This window comes from Paenibacillus sp. J22R3 (assembly GCF_056269305.1).
Genome location: NZ_JBWDNS010000006.1, coordinates 457349 through 475986 on the forward strand (window position 1 = coordinate 457349; position 18638 = coordinate 475986).

Genomic DNA, 18638 nt, shown 5'->3' on the forward strand with positions numbered 1-18638 from the left:
CAGACCGTAACGAAAGAACCTCTCCGATACTTCTTCGAAGAGGTTCTTTCGTTTATATTCTTTACACAGGGTTCGCCTACTTATGACCCTTTGTTTGCACAAACGTAAAGTCTGGCATGATGTGGACGAAGTTCAACCGTTAGATGCTCAGCATGAAACCCCAGCTCCTCATCCGTCCAGAAGTCGCGGATCCGACAAGGCTGAGGCAGGCTCACTTCCATGATAGCGGGGGTATCTTCCCGATTAAACACAGCAATCAATTGGCGGTGGCCAAGTTCGATTCTGCCGACCGTGAAGCTCGTGTCATCAAATTGCGCCGGAACGTTAGTCGGTTTGAGCAGCTTCCGAAGCCTTGCTTTTGTTTTCCCGGAATACGCCAACAAACTATCGCCTGATAGAACCATTCCTCCTGAGCAATAAATCGATGTCGCATGAAAGAGAAATTCATCATCCGATGGACCGATTTGCTCCGATGTTTTATTCTCAAGCAATACGCAATCCGGATCATTAACCCACAAGTAGTCATGCTGCCAACTCCGCCAGAAGATTTCCGCAGCATTCTTATTTATTGTATTCCATGTTCTTGAACAGTCGTCGGATACTCTCATGCCGTGAACTGCGCCAAGAGAAGGCCACATCGGCGCATTGCAACCGAGAATAAAACTATCGGCTCCTGCCCCTTCGAGCACAGCCTTCATCCCTTCGCGATAAGCCTCTACCCTTGTGGTATTAGGCTGATAATAAGTACCGCCATGGAGAGCGCCCCACATATTCGCATCTAATTTAAAATAGTTGCAGCCCCACTCTTCCCTCATCGTCTTAAATACATGCGTTAAGTAGTTCTGTGCATCCGGATGCGTGCCATCCAACATGTACCACGGGCCGTTGCGCCAGCCGCCAAAAGAAACTTCATCCGAAGGGAGCGGCTTCCCGCTTGCGTCTTTAATAAACCAATCCGGGTGACTCTTGAATAAGCTCGAATCCTTCTCCGCAATAAAGGGAGCAACCCAAATGAACGGCTCCAGCCCTTTGTCCAGAATTGAACGGCAAAGCTCCTTCATATTCGTAAAACCCGGGCCCGGAGTTAACCAGTCCCCCATGTAGGCTTGATACCCATCGTCAATTAAGACACACTTGAGTTCCGGATACTCGGTGGACATTACAGCCATATTGGCTTCAACATCCTCTTCTCTTACCTCAGTGCCATACCAATACCAGGAGCACCACCCCGTCGGTATTTCTTCCGTAGTTAAGAGGGGATGATGCGTACGAATAGCCTTGGCTGCTTGTTTGAATAGCGCATTCTGATTTGGGCCTTCGATTATAATGAAATCTTCCAGCTGCCATGTTTGACCCGCTTCCAAGCAAACGCCATCCGTTACGAGCACAATTTCAATTGTTCCTTGACCCAGACGAATTTCTCCGTTAAATCGGTGACAAGAGGTAAATGCCATAAGAATCGGATTGGCTTCCTTAGGCGAGAGTAATGCGAGATTGTAAACGGTTTGGAAGCCCTCAGCTTGCGGAATTTTGTAGTGATCATGATCACTATAACCCGTAATGGTACTAACGCTATTGATCGTACCGACGTATTGCGATAGCATGCTATAGCCTTCACCGTAGACAGTCGTATCTGCATCGAAAGGCAAATCCCTCTGAAAAAGTACAATCTCTCTAATGCAATAATCTTCAAGCCCGTGATTGATCACCTTGGAAGAGCAGCTGTCCCCATTCCACTCCGTCTGCAGCTGGACATTAGGAGGAGGGGCTTCATACCTTTCTCCCATCAGCCTAACTACACCATCCGCCTGGTTCAAATGAAATCTGTTTTCGCCCATTGTTCCATCCTCCGACATCAATTGGTAGCAGTAGTAATAAGGTTCGCGTTTAGGCAAAACAAAGAAGCCCACGAATGGATTTCGTGTAAATGAAAGTGGACATAACCTGTCATTTCATCCAGAAAAATCCCTCGTGAGCTGTTTTCATCTTAGCATACTTAAACGTGGTCAACCAGATTAAAGACCTGCCCTCAGGGGCAGGTCTTTGATCTCTATAGGTCTAGTCTGTTAGCCTTAAAAAGGCGTATATCCCGGGTAGTAGTAAATGGCATCGTCATATTCATCGTTTAGGTATTCTCTTCCGCCCCAGGCGATGACGAGGATTTTGTCGCCATCCATCTCACTTTCGAGATGCTCGGCATAGGGCTCGGAAATTCCGAGTGACCTCATCTTAGCACGAAGCTCGTCGCCGGTTGAGCGGAACACATTAGCAATCGCCGTGCCGACGCCCTCAACGCTTACGCCAATCTGCTCGGCATCCGTGTTCTCGGCGATTCTGGTCGTCCTGTCTTTGTCATGGGCCAATACGAAGATGTTGTTTGGATTGTAGCCTTCAGTGCGGAAGCGATTGACCTCTCGTTGAACCTCGTTCAAGTTGTCCACCGTGTGTACCTTCGTCGTCATCGTTTGAATTGTCATTGTAATTCCTCCTTGTTCATAAATGATTAGAATTGATTGAAGCTTGAGACTAGCAGTTTGTACCTAGACTCGTCGTCTTCCGAAAATCAATGAAACCAAGAACATAACCAGGAAGACTACGAATAAAATCTTCGCGATGCCGGCTAACGCTGATGCGATACCGAGAAAGCCGAATATGCCGGCGATGATTGCGAAGATGAAAAACACCATTGCCCATCCTAGCATAACAATCACCTCTTCTTCCAAATAACTTGTTTCCCTTGCTTGATACTGGATTAACCGGGTTGGTTAGAGTTGAAACAACCGCATGGCAAATAAGCCCACCATAACTGGTGTGCTTTACGGCTATTAATCGAAAGGATTTTTTCGAACCATTTTACAACGAAATTAGCTTGTTTCAGATCTGCCCAAGCTGTGTAAAAATGCTCACGGCTGAAATGCTTCACGCCATTCATCCAGCGAATCTACTATTGATAATCCCCATTTGACATACCACAACATGTCGGAAGCATACTTTCGAGCGGCATCATCATCTTCCAAGCGTGTCACCCAGCCTCCTATGCCCCACAAAGGTTGTCTAGCCATAGCTAACGGTAACGCAGCACGTTCATTGGCGGATAATGGAGTATCGAGTCCTTCGTTATAGGCTTGTAGAAGCTTACGAAATTGCATGAACCGATTTCTGTTATCTGGATGAAACAGTGTATATTTGGCATCTGTGAAATAGAACGTCAATGCTACATCATCAATGCGTGGACGCATTCCCATAAAGTCAAAATCCCCTACGAAAACAAGTCGGTCATCTTGAAAAAGCACGTTGTTATCCCAAAAATCGCCATGAACCAGTTGACATGGAAGGCGCTGCTCAAGTTTATCCAGACGCACTGCCAACTCTTCAGCCGTATCTGCAACCTGTCGTTCGTAATCGGTCATATTTGCCCAAGTACGCATGCGAGCAACCCCTTTACGGGTCATAGATAGAGCAGTTTCAGCTGCTATATGATTGGCGAAGGGTTTAAATCCAACATCATGATGCACAGACAAGGATGCGAAGATAGAATGAATACGACCTAATACAGGTAAACCTATCGTCAAATGCTCCCACGTATCCATTGTTTCATTATTGGGCACAAATTCCTCTGCTGTTATTAGACGGTCTCCCCATGCGCAATAGGTCCGACCATTACAAGTGGGTAATAATACAGCACTTGGCACCTTGCCTTGCAGCGCCGCCATAGCTTGATGTATCCCTTCTAATCGCTCCCTAGAAACGGATGGCAGATATATTCGTACAACATGAGGTTTTCCCCTGTGGGAAACCAACACATTCAAGTTGTATCCCCCACCAAGATCGGTAAATGAACTCGAAGTATCTAAGTCATAGACAGATTGGATATAGGCCAATAATTCTTGTGTAGGCTGCGCACGAATCCCCTGCCGAATCCCTTTCTCATTTGTCGAGAAGTCAATCGCATCATTCATCTGTCGTCGCCTCTTTTCGTATAACGTTGATATTGTATAGGGTACGATAGGATTATGAACTGAATATCTTGATTTGATGAAAGGCGGTCACGCTTGCATGTGGATGGAAATCGCAATAGCAATCATATTGATCGGTCTACTGCAGCGGATTGTTTCCTCGCTATCCATTAAATGGAGGAAATTTCTTATACAAAACTACGCTTTCTTATATAAAGAAAGATACCACCTGGCTGAATTCGCGATTACAAGCGAAAAGCGTTCGCCAAGACGATATCTTCTTCGCTTCCGTCGATGACCAAGGTAACATTTACATTTCCGATGCGACTCTTGTAAATCCTCCGCCTATTCGACATTAGTCGGTTGAAATCTAAAGCAACTTAATCAACCCTTCTAGCTCATCAACCAAACCTTTTGCAAGTTCAAAATTAGTCTCTTTTAAAGCCAATTCTATTTTCATTTCAACTGATCTCTTGTTTTGTTCCTTTTCCAGATAGTCTTTATCAAAATGACTGGCATAAATCATCTCTCTGAAATGGTGCATACTCATTTTTCTGATCTTCTTATCTTCAATGATTAACACATAATCCATGCCATTTACTACAGAATAGAAATCATGAGAAATCATGAGAATCGCACCTTGATAGTCTTCAATGGCTTTCTCCAGTGCTAGTTGCGTATAGGTGTCCAAATGGCTTGTCGGTTCATCAAGAAGCAATACGTTTGCTTTACTGGCAGAAACTTTAGCCAATTGAAGGATGTTTTTTTCTCCACCTGATAACGATTTTATCTTCTGACTGACGATTTCGCCTTCAAAACCATAGTCCAACAGATACGATCTAATGTCATCGTAGGTTTTAAACCCCGCATCGATAAATTCTTCCAGTATGGTATTAGAATCCTTTAGCATTTCACCTTGAATCTGAGATAAATAAGCCACTTTAGCATCAGCATTGATTTCAATTGAATCCTGACTATTGGTAAAGATATCTCGGAGTAAAGTCGTTTTCCCGGTACCGTTTGGACCAATAATGGCCACTTTATCCGTAGATTTGATCGCAAAGTTAACATTGTCTAGAAGCAACTCATCAAAGGCCGCACTGTAATTATGGACTTTGACAACAATGGTGTCTTCCAATTTATGATCCATACCAAAGCTGATATTCGGCTGCTTAATTTCAACGAATGGCGCTTTAATTCTACGCGCTTCCAATCTTTCTTGAAATCTAACTCGAGCTTTTAACGCTCTCCCTCTGGATGCTTCTGAATTATAAGTTGCAATAACTCTAAGATTATTAATGATGGTATCGTTTCTCTCAATCTCTTCCTGTTCAGCGACTGCGATTTCTTGCAACTCCACTTTTGTCTGAAGTAAGGAGAAGGTATATTCCAAATATCGCCCATCAAACTCTTGGATCTCCGTGTTTTCAAGGTGTATGATTTTGTTGAAACAATGATTCAATAGATAGCGGTTATGCGTAACAACCAGCAGCATTCCTTTGTGAGCATTTATCAGTTTTTTAAGCGCATTGAGGTTTTCGAAGTCTAGAAATACATCAGGTTCGTCCATAATCATCAAGTCAGGACGATTAAGCATTTCCTTCATCACTTGAATAAGTTTGAATTCCCCGCCGCTCAGATCGGATACCTTATAATCTTTCAGCTTCATCAGGTTTGCCAGATTTAATTTCTTATTAATGTTGCTTTCGTAATCTTCCCCGCCGATTGCATCAAATGCATCTAGAGCGGATTGATACTTTTCTAATAACGCATCCATATCCGAAGTCGTTTCCATTTCCGTACAAATAGCTGCAATTTCATTTTGGATCTTAATAAAGCGTTCCCCGATATAGTCAAAAACGGTTGTTTCTTTCGTGTTATCCAGTTCTGAGAACTGACTTACAAATCCAATTGTGCAATCGGGGTCCATCTCTAATTTGCCATCGAACAGATATCTTTCCGGATCCATCAGGATATCAATCAATGTGCTTTTCCCGCTGCCGCTTGTACCTATGAAAGCGCAATGTTGTGCCTCTTCAAGCGTAAACGAAATGTTGTTATATAGTTCTTTTTGCGGAAATGAGAAGGATAAGCGTTCAACTTTTATCATAGTGTTACCTTTCTTGATAACTAAATTTAGTTGTATTGGAAAACATAAATGATGAGTTTACCGTTGTAAGAGTAACACTGATTACAACCAACTTCAATCGGATTTGTATCCCATCCCTTGGGGTCAAAGCTCCATGTATATAGAGGCCGAAGTATATAAAGACAAAACCACTCCCGACAAGGAGTGGTTTCTTGGTTCTTATTCATCTGCCGTAATCGCAAAGCCGTATATATGAACTGCCCGACCTTGATCATTATATAGACGCAATGTATTGTTACCCGCTTGCATCCGGATGCGGATTTCACGCTGATCTTTAATATCCCAAGTCGGGAAACCCCAGCCTGCCGTATTGTGCAAATTTGTTCTGTACGTGTCGGCTCCTCCGTTCACTTCTATGCTGAGGTCTCTGCTTTCCCCTGCGCAGTAGTCGAAGCGCATTAAATAGTAGCCATCCTTAGGCAGCATAATGTGGTCAAACTTAAGCTCGCCTCCGTTACCAAGACCTGTAGCCTTCTCGCTGCCTGACGCATCCAGAACAAATTCTGCGCCACCGCTCAGGCTGCCTTTCCGGACAGGAACATATAATTCTTTCTGCGGTTTGTTATCGATAATATGGATTCTTTCCAAAGCGGGCACAGCTCCTGCAATACGTTCGATGAACAAAGCACTCTCGCCGTCAGCGAAGGGAAATACCACGTCTTTGGCAAGGAATATTTTATTAGAGCCGCTTTGTGGCATTTCCATTTCCACCTTGTTGATTCCGTCGCTTACACGCAGTGTCCAAGGCTCCTTTGCTGCATAGAACAGTCTTATTGTTTGGGGTGCGGCGGTTGTTTTTACTGAAAAAACAACACTGCCATTCAGCAATACGGCTTCCTGTTCATTCTCATAAACCACGGGCTCGCTTCCTTGCAGCGTTCGTGCCGCTTGCGCCCAATATTCCGTTCTTGCTTCGCTCATATAACCGGAAGCAATCCCTTTTGGCAATGGCAACATCTCTTTTGCGATATAAATGCCCGCACCGCCGCTTTTTAGAAGCGGAAGTTCTAACACCGAGTCGAAAGTCACTTTGCAGCGCCTTACTTTCATCATTTCGCCGCTGGAGTCATCCTCGTAAATTTCGGCCACGAACTCGCCTTCGGGCAGGAAATCCATTTGCAGACGCAAAATCATGGCTTCGTTCGTAATGCAGCCAATCAACCATTCTTCTTTCGAGCGGCGTAAAATGGCTGCATGATGACCCGGAAATCCGGACAGCACCTTTACTTCATCGTAAGCGGGCTTCATGCGGCGTAAAAAATCCGTCCCCCTCCACGCTTCTAGATAATAAATGGAAGCGGCAACGTGCGAAGCGCCTGATTCAAATACGACTGAAAGCGCCATTTGATGCGCTAACGTTGTATTTCGGTTCGTGTTCGAAAATCCGGTCGGCGTATAATCCATCGGACCGACCACATTGCGCGTAAACGGAACCGTACAATTATGTCGTGCGTCCGGCAAGCCGCTCCACATATAATGTTCAAGGCCCAAAATCCCTTCAGCCGTCATAAAATTCGGCCATGTGCGTCCTTCGCCCATGCATTTGGTTGCCCCATGGAAATTAATCATCAGCCGATGCTCGGTCATCATATCGGCAATCATCTCGTATTGCCACATCGTGTGCTGAGAATCGTTCTGGAAGAAGTCCACCTTGAGACCATCTACCCCGCAACTGGCCCACAGCGAAATTTTCTCCCGTGCCGTTTCAGGAGTATCGATATATTGCATGGCGCTCCACAGCCATACGACAATCCCTTTCGAATGGGCATAATCGCACAACTCTTTCAGCCACGTAATATCCCAGTCCGCATCCACGGTGAGCCCTTCGAATCCGATCCCTGCCGCAAAATCCACATAACGTTTCTGCTCCGTGTACAGCTGTGCGCTATTCATATATTCCCACCAAGCCCATAAACAACGCCCCGGTTTGATCCAGCTTGTATCTTCGATTACGGAAGGCGGATTCAAGTTATAGTTTATTGTCGTATTGACCAATTCGTTTAAATCGTCCGTCGCCACGATGACGCGCCAAGGAGAGGAGAACGGGAGTTTACAGGAAAGCGGCTTTCCCATTTCTTCCGGGGCGAACTCCAAAGACATGCTGCGGCCTCCGGCTCCGCGCAAGTGACTAGAACAATAGCTGCCGTTCGTGTTATACACCTGTGCTTCCGTAAGCATGACCCAACCGCCATTGTCGGCGTGGAATACGCTTGGCATTCCATAATCCCTGCCCGCTTTGTCTTCCCATCCGGTATGGTCATAGGTAGCTTCATAACTGCTTGTCAAATGCTGCAACCATAAATCGTCGTAGGCCTCTGCCAAATTGAAATTCGTTGCTTCGCGCATGACTTTCATAGGTTGTTCTACGTCGGACAGTACTTGATAGCGGAAAGCAGCACCATCTTCATAAGCACGCGCGCACAGTACGAACGTATACGCTCCACACTCAAACTCTAACGTCAGCTCATTCGCATAATTCGAATAAACTGCCTTTTTACCCGCTGGCAACGAATAGGTCTCGTCGATAACGGCACGTGTTTCCTTTATAAACCGAAAGGCTTTCGTGAAATTTTCCAAATCGCTTTCGAACCCGAGCTTGCTTTGCTCAATTACCGCTTTGCCATTGCGCTCGACCTCGTACCATAACTCTTTTTCTGAATTTTCAAAAATCGTTATGCAGACAGCATGATTAGGCGAATACAGTTTCCACATAGATACAATCTCCTGTACGTCGTATTTATAAGTTTAAACGGTAACAAACATTTATCTTTAGCTTTCCGGCAGCAAGCGCACCATGCAACTGGCATAATCATGATTTAATGAAATAGGGAGACCGCTGTTCATCAGAAACGCACCGGAATATGTCTGCCGTTGCTGCCCTTCTATTTCTACGCGATAGGAGACTTTCGCATCCAATCCTCTTGGACGAACGGTAAATACGGTACGCCAGCGAGAGGGGTGATCCAAGAAGGCAAACAATACGCTTTCCTTCCCGTTTTCATACTGCAAGGCCTGCAACCCATCCACCGGCAACGATGCCAAGCGGTGCAATTGCCCGAACTGAATAATCGAACGAATTTCTTTATAGAGCGCCACGTATTTCTCCAGGAGTTTCGAATCCTCTTCCGTACACTCATTTAGGTTGAGACCGATCCCAAGCGCGCCGCACATGGAGCAATGCAAACGAAACAACAAAGGCATGGCTCGTTTGCCGTTATTTCCGGAATCCGTTACCCAGGCACGCATATACTTGATCGGGTATAGATAGCTATATCCCTCATGAATAGACAAACGATCCAAAGGATCCGTGTTATCGCTTGGCCAGAATTCGTCAAAATAACGCATCGTCCCATAATCTACTCGGCCGCCGCCGCTTGCGCAAGCTTCCCACTCTACCTCGGGATGCAGCCCCCTCAACGATTGAATAATATGATAAAATGCTGCCGTGTGCCGGTACCAAATGCTTTTGAATTCACTACGATCCAAGATCGCGGAAGCAACCTCGCTCAACCCTCGGTTCATATCCCATTTGATATAGGAGATTTCATTCTCCGCAAGTAATCGATCGATTTCACCAATAATATAATCTTGTACATCCTGCCTTGTAAGATCCAGCATATATTGATAGCGACCTTCCATCACCGGACGACTTGCGTAACGGTAAACCCAGTCGGGATGCGTGCGATACAATTCACTATCGGGGTTGACCATTTCCGGCTCGATCCACAAACCGAATTGCATGCCGTAGCTCTTCAGCTTCTGGGTCAACGGTGCCAGTCCGTTAGGAAACTTTACGGCGTTTACACGCCAATCTCCCAAGCCGGCATGGTCATCGCTGCGCTGTCCGAACCATCCGTCGTCCATGACGAATAGCTCTACACCGATTTGGGCTGCCTTTTCTATTAGTTGGAGCTGCGCTTGTTCATTCACATCGAAATACGTTGCCTCCCAGGAGTTATATAAAACGGAAAGAGGCTTACCTGCCAAAGGCTGCGGTATCACGTATTTTCTAGAAAATTCACCCATTGCGTTCGACATTCTTTCGAATCCATCCGGAGAATACCCTAGATAAAGAGCCGGCGTTTCCAGAGTTGCCCCCGCCGTCAAACGCCATTCAAAATCCGTATCATTGATGCCGGCCAGAATATTTAAATACGCGTACGGCGTTTGCTCCAATACGATTTTGAAATTCCCCGACCATGCCAGCGCGCCATAATAGACTTCTCCGTATGTTTCTCCCGCATTTTGATAGAGAATAAAGCTGGGATTTGCCACATGACCCGTTGCGCCCCGCAGACTTTCCAGCACCGTTTTTCCACCTGTTATCTTTTGCTCGTAAGCATCAAAATCGGAATTCCACATGCCGTTAAAATTTTTCAGATTCCAACCCGCTCCAGGTAATGAACACTCCCCTGAATGCAAACGTTCCACTACAACGACTTCGCTGCCGCAGTTTTTGACCGTGCGGCGCTTCTCAATAATATCCACATCTTCATACACCTTATAATGTAAGATCATCTGAAGCGGAAACACCGTATCTTCCAAGATCACCGTGAGTTCGTCGTTTTGGATGGTGTGCTTCACATAACGATAACGAAAATCTCGCGTGCCATCGGCATAAGTTACTTTGAAAGAAGTTTCTTTGAACCTCATGGTTCCGAAAGAGGAACATTCCTCTCTCTTCACGTCATTAATGGAGTGAAAACCCTGTTCCCATACATAGGGCTCATTCTTGAAATCTTCAATGGAATCGATGCGCGAGCCCCAATAAAGATGCCGCAGCAGCCCTTCCCGATCTACGCTAAAGCTATACGAACAGTTTTTGGTATTCAACAAAAAGACATTGTTCTCTCCAATGAAAATAGCCATTCTCCGTCTCCTTGCATATAGATTTCATACTCCTGGAATACATGGGGCAGAGTACGCCTGCCGCACTCTGCCCCATGATACAAGCGATGCTCTTCGGTATTGCTACATGCTTATTTGCCTTCGGCAGTCTGATACAATTCCATACGAGCCTTATAGTTAGTCGAGTAAATATCTTCGATTTTCACTGCGCTGTTTGCATCGATCTCGGCAATCATCTTTTTATACATACCGTCGATTTCATCATTTGATGTTGCATACACCATAGCGGAGAAGCCATTGTCCATAATATCCTTGATTTTTTGTTCGCTCAACGCGTCAGGCGTGCCTCCCTTTGGACCGAGATCATCATAAAGCGCGGTATCCCAAGTGGATCCTGCCATTGATTTCAATGCATGTTGATTCACGTTATCCCTGTTGTAACGGAACATTAAGTCATAAGGAGTGCCGTCTTCGCCCAATCCATTACGAATCATCCAAGTCCATTTGCGCGCGCCTGTCGTTTTCGAGAATTCCGCCCAATCTTTACTGATGGCATCCAACGCTTCTTGTTTCGGTACATGAACACCGTTCTCCATGGTCCAGTTCATTCCTTCTTTACCCCACATCAGCAAATATTGGCCTTCTTCGCTTGCCAGGAAGTCCAGAAATTTGATCGTTTCTTCCGGATGCTTATTCGCTACCGTAATGCCGACTCCGTCCCAACCCAAAGAACTACGAGGGCCGTATGTCGTCTTCTCCGGATCAACGCCTGGAGCCGTTACTTTAAACGCGTAGAACAGTTGATTGGTATCCTTGCCGTATTGCGTGCGGAATGCATTGTTGGCTTCATTCACGATACCGCCACCCGTTGCAAACACACGTCCGCTGGCCGTTTTCTGTTCAAAATTTTGAGCTTTATTGATTCCCCATTCACGGTCAAGTAAACCTTCCGTATAGAGCGTGTTAATATATTTGATCATTTCCAAGTAACGCGGATCTCGGACTATGAATTCGAGACGGCCATCATGCTCATAATACGTTTTCATCCCGTACATCGCCTTGAATGAACCGATAATGGCGGGCATTTGTTCTGCGTTCACTGTCATTGGTATGGAAGGTTTGCCATCTACATTCGGATACTTCTCCTTAAATTTTCTCAGCAGATCCAGGAATTCTTCCTGCGAAAAGGAGTCCCCGGCCTTAGCGCGTTCGCCATATCCGAACTCTTCCAGGACATCCATGCGCATACTGATTGCCCAGTTCGGATCGGGATCCAATCCGTACCAGTTGTTCAAATAATAATTCTTGCCATCCTCGTACACGCTTTTGGAAAGCACGTCACCATAGCGCTTCTTGATATTCGGAGCATACTTGTCAATTAAATCGTTCAGCGGAATCAAGGCTCCGCCGGCAATATATTTATTCAAGGTAGCTACGCGTCTGTCAATCAGGGCAATATCCGGCAAATCCCCGCTGACTAACATCAAATTCAGTTTCTCGTCCGGATTGCCGGTAGGTTGCTGAATCTCGATAGTCACGCCTGTACGTTCCGTGATTTCCTTTGCTACAGGGTTAGTAAACGGATCGCCCACGTTTTTGTCAAACAACGTTAGCGTAATGGGTTTCTTCGGCGTGTTGTTTGATCCCGCGCTTGATGTCTCGTTCGATGCTTCGTTTGATTTCTCGGCTTCGGATGCGTTATTTCCCGCATTTTTGTTGCCTGTATTGCACGCGCTCAGAAGCATAATGCTTGCTAGTACCCCTGCCAAGATGAGTCTTTTTTTCATTAAGATCCCCCTCATTGAATGAAATAGCTTTTATTTAAACCACCTTCCGAACGAACAAAGCTTCGGAAAGATGGAGCAAATACGTTCTATGATTCGTATCGCTTAGCCTTTCACTGACCCAATAAGCATCCCTTTCAGGAAATATTTCTGCAGTAGTGGATATAAAAGAATAATCGGCAGCGTTGCTACCATGGTCACTGCCATACGGATCGTCTCGCTGGAAACCGGCATTTTCCGCTGTTCATTGGCAAGCTGCTCTGCCTCGTTTAACATATCGTTCGTCTGGAACTGATTCAGAATTTTCACCAAAACCGCCGACAATGTTTTCAAAGAAGCGTCGTAGGTATAAATATAAGAGTCGTACCATGCATTCCAATGGCTAATGGCTGAGAACAAGGCGATGGTCGCAAGCACCGGCGTGCACACGGGCAGAATGACTTTCAGAAAAATCTGAATATCGTTTGCGCCTTCCATTTGCGCCGCCTCCTCCATTTCTTTGGGCAAACCCTCCATGTAGGTGCGAACCAATATCATCCAGAAAACGCTTATTACCCCGGGGAAAATAAACACCCAAAAGCTGTCGATGAGATTCAAGCTGCGTACTACCATATACGTGGGAATCAACCCCCCGCCGAAGTACATCGTAAATATAAAAAACAAGTTGATTCCGCGCCAGCCCACAAGTTCTCTTTTACTAAGGGTATAAGCCAGCATCGAAATACAAGCCAGTGTAAGAGGTACTCCAATGACCGTTCGACCGACCGTTACTATAATGGAATTCAGAATTTCTGAATCCTTCAGAACGGTTTTATAACTGTCCAGGCTGAAATCATTCGGCCACAGCATAAATTGTCCATACGTAGGGTCGGACGCATCGTTCAGGGATAAAACGAAGATATGCCAGAACGGAAAAAACGTAATGATAAACAAGCACATCAACGATCCGTAAACGAACATATTCCCTGTAATGGTTGCCAGCGTATAACGTTGTAACCGATTGCTTATAGCGCTTGACTTGTTAGCCCGCGCAACTTCGTTTTCCATCCTCTTCCTCCTTCCAGCTGTACGTACAGCTTAGAACAGACGCGTTCCGCTCATTTTTTTAGATAATTGGTTGACAGTTACCACCAAAATAAACGCGACTACCGATTTGAACATACTTACGGCAGATGCATACGAGAACATGCCATTCTGAATGCCGTAACGGAACGCATAGGTATCGATTACATCGGAATACGACCTGTTCAGCGAATTTCCCAGTAGGAAAAATTGATCAAAGCCGGTATTCAGCAAATTGCCGATGTTTAAAATCAGAAGAATAATAATTGTAGGCCGCAGCATCGGCAGTAACACATACCAGATTTGCTTCAAACGACCGGCGCCGTCCACCTTTGCCGCTTCGAATAGCTCCGTCGGAATTGCTGCGATAGCCGCCAAATACATAATGGAGTTATATCCCATATCTTTCCACGCATTCGACAAGGCGATGATGATCCAGAATAACTTTCCTTCCTGCATAAACAAAACGCCTTGTTCTACAATACCGAGTTTCATCAACAATTGATTGACAGGTCCTTCAGCCGACAAGAACGTAATCACAATGCTCGCAGCAACAACCCATGAAATAAAGAACGGTAAATAGGATGCTGTTTGTACCGTCCGTTTGAACCAACTTATTCTGACTTCGTTCAACGTTATCGCAATACAAATAGGAACCATAAACCCTATGGACAGCGTTAACACGCTCGAAACCAACGTATTGCGCATCACTTGCACAAAATCTTGTCCGGTAAAGAAGTATTCGAACCACTGCAATCCCACAAAATCCGCTTTAAAAAGAGAGCCCCAGAAATCCCCTAAGGTAGGTTTGTAATCTATAAACGCCATGTACAAACCAGCCATAGGCGCATAAGCAAACAATACGGCCCATACAACTCCCGGCATCAAGAGCATAAATAAGTATCGCTGCCGAAGCATTTTTTTTATTGTGGGATATTTCAGCAGCGGTATTTTCTCGTTGCTTCCATCGACATCACATTCCATTCTCCCGACTCCTCATATCCAAATTAGGTTTATGAGTTCATCTTAGGGTATCCCGTATTCTTCCGCTATCTCTCGATTTTCCGATTTATATCAGAAAAAAACGAACTTTCGTTTTGTCCGTTTTACAGAAGCTATTGTAATTGACAGTACATGTACGCGAATCTATACTTTGTTCTAAGTAATGGAATTATCGTGCGATAACGAAACCATATTGCGGAGGCTCGATGCATGTACACGATAATCTTAGTGGATGACGAACGACTCACATTAGACACTTTGGCCAATTATATTGAATGGGACAAGATGTCTTGCCGCGTCATTGCTACTGCGAGCAACGGACGAGATGCACTGAATAAGATTGAAGCCTTGCAACCGGATATCCTCATTACCGATATCAAAATGCCTGTCATGGATGGCATCGAACTCTGTAAACAAGTACATGCTCGCTTTCCTGCTATTCAGATTGTATTTCTGAGTGGATACAATGAGTTTGAATATGCTTGTGCCGCACTGCAGCATGGCGCCTGCGGCTATTTGCTGAAACCGATCGACAACGAAGAACTGGCTGCCACGATGAAGATGGTCCATCAACGTTGCGAAGAGCAGAAAAACCGTCTCAATTCCACCGTCTTGACAGCTGGCGAATATCTGCGTGAACTTCTCCGAATCGGCGGTCATCTGCTCTCCGGCTTAGCGGATGAAGTGACCTCTATTTACAACCGCTATTTACATCTTCCTGCCGAGAACAAAACATTTTACTTTGTACTTATCAGCATAGACGAGTATACGCTGTTGGCTGAGAATCCTCTTGCTATCGATGCGCCTTCCGGTGATTTTTCCACCGCGGAGAGATTAGAATTTTTCATCGCCGGTTTGCCCAGCTTTTTCCCCGGTGTACTGACCAAGCTGCGGGATGGCCAATGGATTTTTGTCACGCAGGAATCGGTCAGTACCTCGTTTACGAATTGGCGGAATCAGTCGGCGCATGCTGAACGTTGGATATCGCTTTTCCTGACAAACTACCCGCAAACACTACTTTCCTTTACGAAAAATTGGCCAAAGATGCTGAAAATTCGCAATCATCTGGTTGCAACTCAAGGCACGGGACTTATTAGCGACAGCTGGGAAACCATGAACGCTACTTCGCGCAAGGAACCCTTTCCCGAAACAAAGCACTTGATTGCCGCCGTCCAACAAAACCGCAGAAACCAAGTCGAAGAATGGCTCCATGACTTTTACGATGGCGGTCTCCCTCCCGGAAATGTCAGCCAAGTTTTTGTAGATACCATATCAGTGTTTGATTCCGTGTTGTCGGCGACCGGAGCCAACAACCGCCATTTGCAAGAAATTATCGAGAAGGATGCCCAGTTTCTCGGACGCCTTTCCCTTATGGAAAGCATGCAATCTATGAAAACGCACATGCGGCAAATCCTAAACCTTATGATGGACGAGCTGCAGGCATCTCCCGTCGACCGACACATCGAGATCGTCAATGAAGTTTGCAGTATTATACAGAAAAATTATGGACAGGTTATTTCGATTGATGCGCTGGCAGAACTTATTTTTCTTTCACCCAACTATCTCCGCACTATTTTTAAGGATATTACCGGAAAAACATTACTTGAATACGTAACTCAGATCCGAATAGATAACGCTTGCATTATGCTGCAGGAAACGAATATTAGGATTCACGAGATTGCCAAACGAGTCGGCTTTGAAAGCCCCTCCTATTTCGGCGCTACCTTTTTCAAACGCACCGGGCTCACTCCTAACCAATATCGTACGCACGCGAAAAAGGGATCACTATCATGAATACGCTGAAGAAGTTTTTCAAAAATTTATCCTTGCTACAGAAGTTATTACTCATGTTTCTTACGGTAACGATAACCCCTCTATTGTTCATTACGATATTCTTCTACGATCGTACAGAGCAACGGCTGTTGGAATTGACATACGAGAATATGTCGAGCAGCAACCAACAAATCAACAGCAACGTAAATGCTCAATTAGATAGTCTTCGCCAAATTTCATCTCTGATTTATACGGATGAAGCCCTACAAGTTTATCTAACGCAAACCTACACAACCGACTATTCTACCGTCGAAGCCTACCGATATATCGATGGACTCTTATACAGCATGCTGACCGCTAACAACAACCTTGCTAGCATCAACCTTTATGTCTACAATAAAACACTCCCGGAGGATGGTCTGTTTCTCAAACATATCACTCCTGAGAATCTGCCGATTCAGTATCTCACTCAATTGCTTGAAACCTATGGCAACAATATATTCAGCAACGTAATCCAGGACAAAAGCGGGAAAAACGTGATTTATCTTGGGCGAATTCTCAACTTTAATAATCAAAACCAACATTACGGGATGTTGACGATCGGTCTCTATGAAGAACTGCTCTACAGGTTAATCGAAAAAGAAGAGCAAAACAAAAGCGTCTACTTGCTCAATGAAAAAAATCAAATTATCTCCGCATCCGATAAATCGCTCTTAAACCTACCGTTCAGCGAAGCCATCGGCCCTGACCTGTCTAGCAATCAAAAAGTCGTCACCATCAATGGACATCCCAATTTGCTCGTATATAACACCATGCAGCATGGTTGGAAAACAGTCTCTCTCACGCCAATTGACGAAATCATGCGTTCATCTCGTAAAACGGCTATGCAAATCGTCGTCATTGCGTCTTTTAGTCTCGGCCTTTCTCTCTTAATGATCGTTGTCATCGCCAAATATTTCTCGCACCGTCTGCGTAAGTTAAACCGTCAAGCATTGAGAGTAGAGCAAGGAAATTTCATCATCTTGGCCGATGATTTCAGCAAGGATGAAATCGGTCAATTAGGCACGGCTTTCAATAAGATGAGCGCACGTCTCAAAGAGTTGATCGATACGCTGTACGTCAAGGAAATTGCCAAGCGCGACGCGGAACTTTATGCCTTGCAAAGTCAGATCAATCCGCATTTTCTTTATAATACGCTGTCGGGTATTTCCTCTCTGGCCATCCAAAACAGCGATATTGAAGTAAGCAAAATCGTGAACCATCTCGCAAGATTCTATCAAACCTCGCTGAATATGGGGCATCAATATATTACGTTGGATAAAGAACTTGCCCTTACCAAACACTATCTTGCCATCCAGCATATGCGCTTTGATGATAGCTTTATCGAACACTGGGAAATTGACCAAAGCTTATCATCCCATGAAACGTTAAAATTGTTGTTACAACCTTTTGTGGAAAACGCTATTAATCACGCCATAGTTGATGATCATACATGCTTGAACATTACCATTCGGGTTTATCAATCCATACAAGTCGCCGGTGTTCCAGCGCTTTTCCTTGAAATAGAAGACGATGGTTGCGGTATGTCTTCCGATCAAGTAGGAACACTGTTATCCAAAGAATCGAAAGCCGGTTATGGGATAAAAAACGTACATGAACGCGTACAGCTTGCTTACGGAAAAAGCTATGGTGTTACCATTCGCAGTCAAGTCGGAAGCGGCACGAAAATTATCATCATGCTGCCTTTACAACATAGTATCTAAACAATTGTACGCAACAAACAACCCCTAGCGCTCGAACGTTGCGTTCAAGTCTAGGGGTTTATTTACAAGTTCGAAGATGTATCGCATCATCACTTACGGGTCTTACTGTCCAAGTCCTCGCGTTTCACTGGATTGACGCGGCTGATCCAATGATCCCTATTCATAAATTTTACTGTGTTTATGCGAGATGAAATATTGTCCTTTGTTAGCCCGGATGGCTCTACTTCCTGGCCCCCTGCGTTATTACCACTCGGATTATCAGGTCCCTTATTTTCTTTACGAGGAGGAAGGCCTCTACCAT

The 18638-nt window shown here is 45.0% G+C and carries 12 protein-coding genes; 2 read left to right on the forward strand and 10 right to left on the reverse strand.

Annotation, left to right across the window (positions count from 1 at the left end):
* Window positions 1-80: 80 nt before the first annotated feature.
* From AC0YN4_RS25585 to AC0YN4_RS25630, 10 genes are all read right to left on the reverse strand, one after another.
* Entirely contained in the window at window positions 81-1838 is a 1758-nt protein-coding gene (locus tag AC0YN4_RS25585; protein WP_475837120.1) for a glycoside hydrolase family 36 protein, read from the reverse strand.
* A 234-nt stretch (window positions 1839-2072) separates the two neighbouring features.
* Entirely contained in the window at window positions 2073-2477 is a 405-nt protein-coding gene (locus tag AC0YN4_RS25590; RefSeq protein ID WP_475783268.1) for a YflT domain-containing protein, read from the reverse strand.
* Between the two features lie 63 nt (window positions 2478-2540).
* Window positions 2541-2702, reverse strand: a complete 162-nt coding sequence (locus tag AC0YN4_RS25595) for a DUF1328 domain-containing protein (RefSeq protein ID WP_475783269.1) — start codon at window positions 2700-2702, stop codon at window positions 2541-2543.
* A 201-nt stretch (window positions 2703-2903) separates the two neighbouring features.
* Entirely contained in the window at window positions 2904-3959 is a 1056-nt protein-coding gene (locus tag AC0YN4_RS25600; protein ID WP_475783270.1) for a phosphotransferase enzyme family protein, read from the reverse strand.
* A gap of 367 nt (window positions 3960-4326) precedes the next feature.
* The gene (locus AC0YN4_RS25605; protein ID WP_475837121.1) at window positions 4327-6066 is read right to left on the reverse strand and encodes an ABC-F family ATP-binding cassette domain-containing protein; all 1740 of its coding nucleotides are present in this window, start codon (window positions 6064-6066) and stop codon (window positions 4327-4329) included.
* A gap of 198 nt (window positions 6067-6264) precedes the next feature.
* Window positions 6265-8817 (reverse strand): glycoside hydrolase family 97 N-terminal domain-containing protein, encoded by a 2553-nt coding sequence (locus AC0YN4_RS25610; RefSeq protein WP_475783272.1) that lies wholly within the window; start codon window positions 8815-8817, stop codon window positions 6265-6267.
* Window positions 8818-8874: 57 nt separating this feature from the next.
* On the reverse strand, window positions 8875-10938 hold the full coding sequence (locus AC0YN4_RS25615) for an alpha-galactosidase (RefSeq protein ID WP_475837122.1): 2064 nt from the start codon (window positions 10936-10938) through the stop codon (window positions 8875-8877).
* 146 nt (window positions 10939-11084) lie between these two features.
* Entirely contained in the window at window positions 11085-12740 is a 1656-nt protein-coding gene (locus AC0YN4_RS25620) for an extracellular solute-binding protein (protein ID WP_475783274.1), read from the reverse strand.
* Between the two features lie 102 nt (window positions 12741-12842).
* Window positions 12843-13784 (reverse strand): carbohydrate ABC transporter permease, encoded by a 942-nt coding sequence (locus AC0YN4_RS25625; protein ID WP_475783275.1) that lies wholly within the window; start codon window positions 13782-13784, stop codon window positions 12843-12845.
* A 30-nt stretch (window positions 13785-13814) separates the two neighbouring features.
* Window positions 13815-14783, reverse strand: a complete 969-nt coding sequence (locus tag AC0YN4_RS25630; protein ID WP_475837123.1) for an ABC transporter permease — start codon at window positions 14781-14783, stop codon at window positions 13815-13817.
* Window positions 14784-15011: 228 nt separating this feature from the next.
* Between AC0YN4_RS25630 and AC0YN4_RS25635 the strand changes: the two genes are divergently transcribed.
* Window positions 15012-16595, forward strand: coding sequence for a response regulator (locus AC0YN4_RS25635; protein ID WP_475837124.1), 1584 nt, complete (start codon window positions 15012-15014; stop codon window positions 16593-16595).
* On the forward strand, window positions 16592-18337 hold the full coding sequence (locus AC0YN4_RS25640; RefSeq protein ID WP_475837125.1) for a sensor histidine kinase: 1746 nt from the start codon (window positions 16592-16594) through the stop codon (window positions 18335-18337). Before AC0YN4_RS25635 ends, AC0YN4_RS25640 begins: the two co-directional genes overlap by 4 nt.
* Window positions 18338-18638: the final 301 nt, after the last annotated feature.

Coding starts and splice junctions, on each gene's coding strand:
- AC0YN4_RS25620 (WP_475783274.1), bottom strand. CDS start 12,740: ATGAAAAAAAGACTCATCTTGGCAGGGGTACTAGCAAGCATTATGCTT.
- AC0YN4_RS25625 (WP_475783275.1), bottom strand. CDS start 13,784: ATGGAAAACGAAGTTGCGCGGGCTAACAAGTCAAGCGCTATAAGCAAT.
- AC0YN4_RS25630 (WP_475837123.1), bottom strand. CDS start 14,783: ATGGAATGTGATGTCGATGGAAGCAACGAGAAAATACCGCTGCTGAAA.
- AC0YN4_RS25595 (WP_475783269.1), bottom strand. CDS start 2,702: ATGCTAGGATGGGCAATGGTGTTTTTCATCTTCGCAATCATCGCCGGC.
- AC0YN4_RS25605 (WP_475837121.1), bottom strand. CDS start 6,066: ATGATAAAAGTTGAACGCTTATCCTTCTCATTTCCGCAAAAAGAACTA.
- AC0YN4_RS25600 (WP_475783270.1), bottom strand. CDS start 3,959: ATGAATGATGCGATTGACTTCTCGACAAATGAGAAAGGGATTCGGCAG.
- AC0YN4_RS25585 (WP_475837120.1), bottom strand. CDS start 1,838: ATGGGCGAAAACAGATTTCATTTGAACCAGGCGGATGGTGTAGTTAGG.
- AC0YN4_RS25640 (WP_475837125.1), top strand. CDS start 16,592: ATGAATACGCTGAAGAAGTTTTTCAAAAATTTATCCTTGCTACAGAAG.
- AC0YN4_RS25590 (WP_475783268.1), bottom strand. CDS start 2,477: ATGACAATTCAAACGATGACGACGAAGGTACACACGGTGGACAACTTG.
- AC0YN4_RS25635 (WP_475837124.1), top strand. CDS start 15,012: ATGTACACGATAATCTTAGTGGATGACGAACGACTCACATTAGACACT.
- AC0YN4_RS25610 (WP_475783272.1), bottom strand. CDS start 8,817: ATGTGGAAACTGTATTCGCCTAATCATGCTGTCTGCATAACGATTTTT.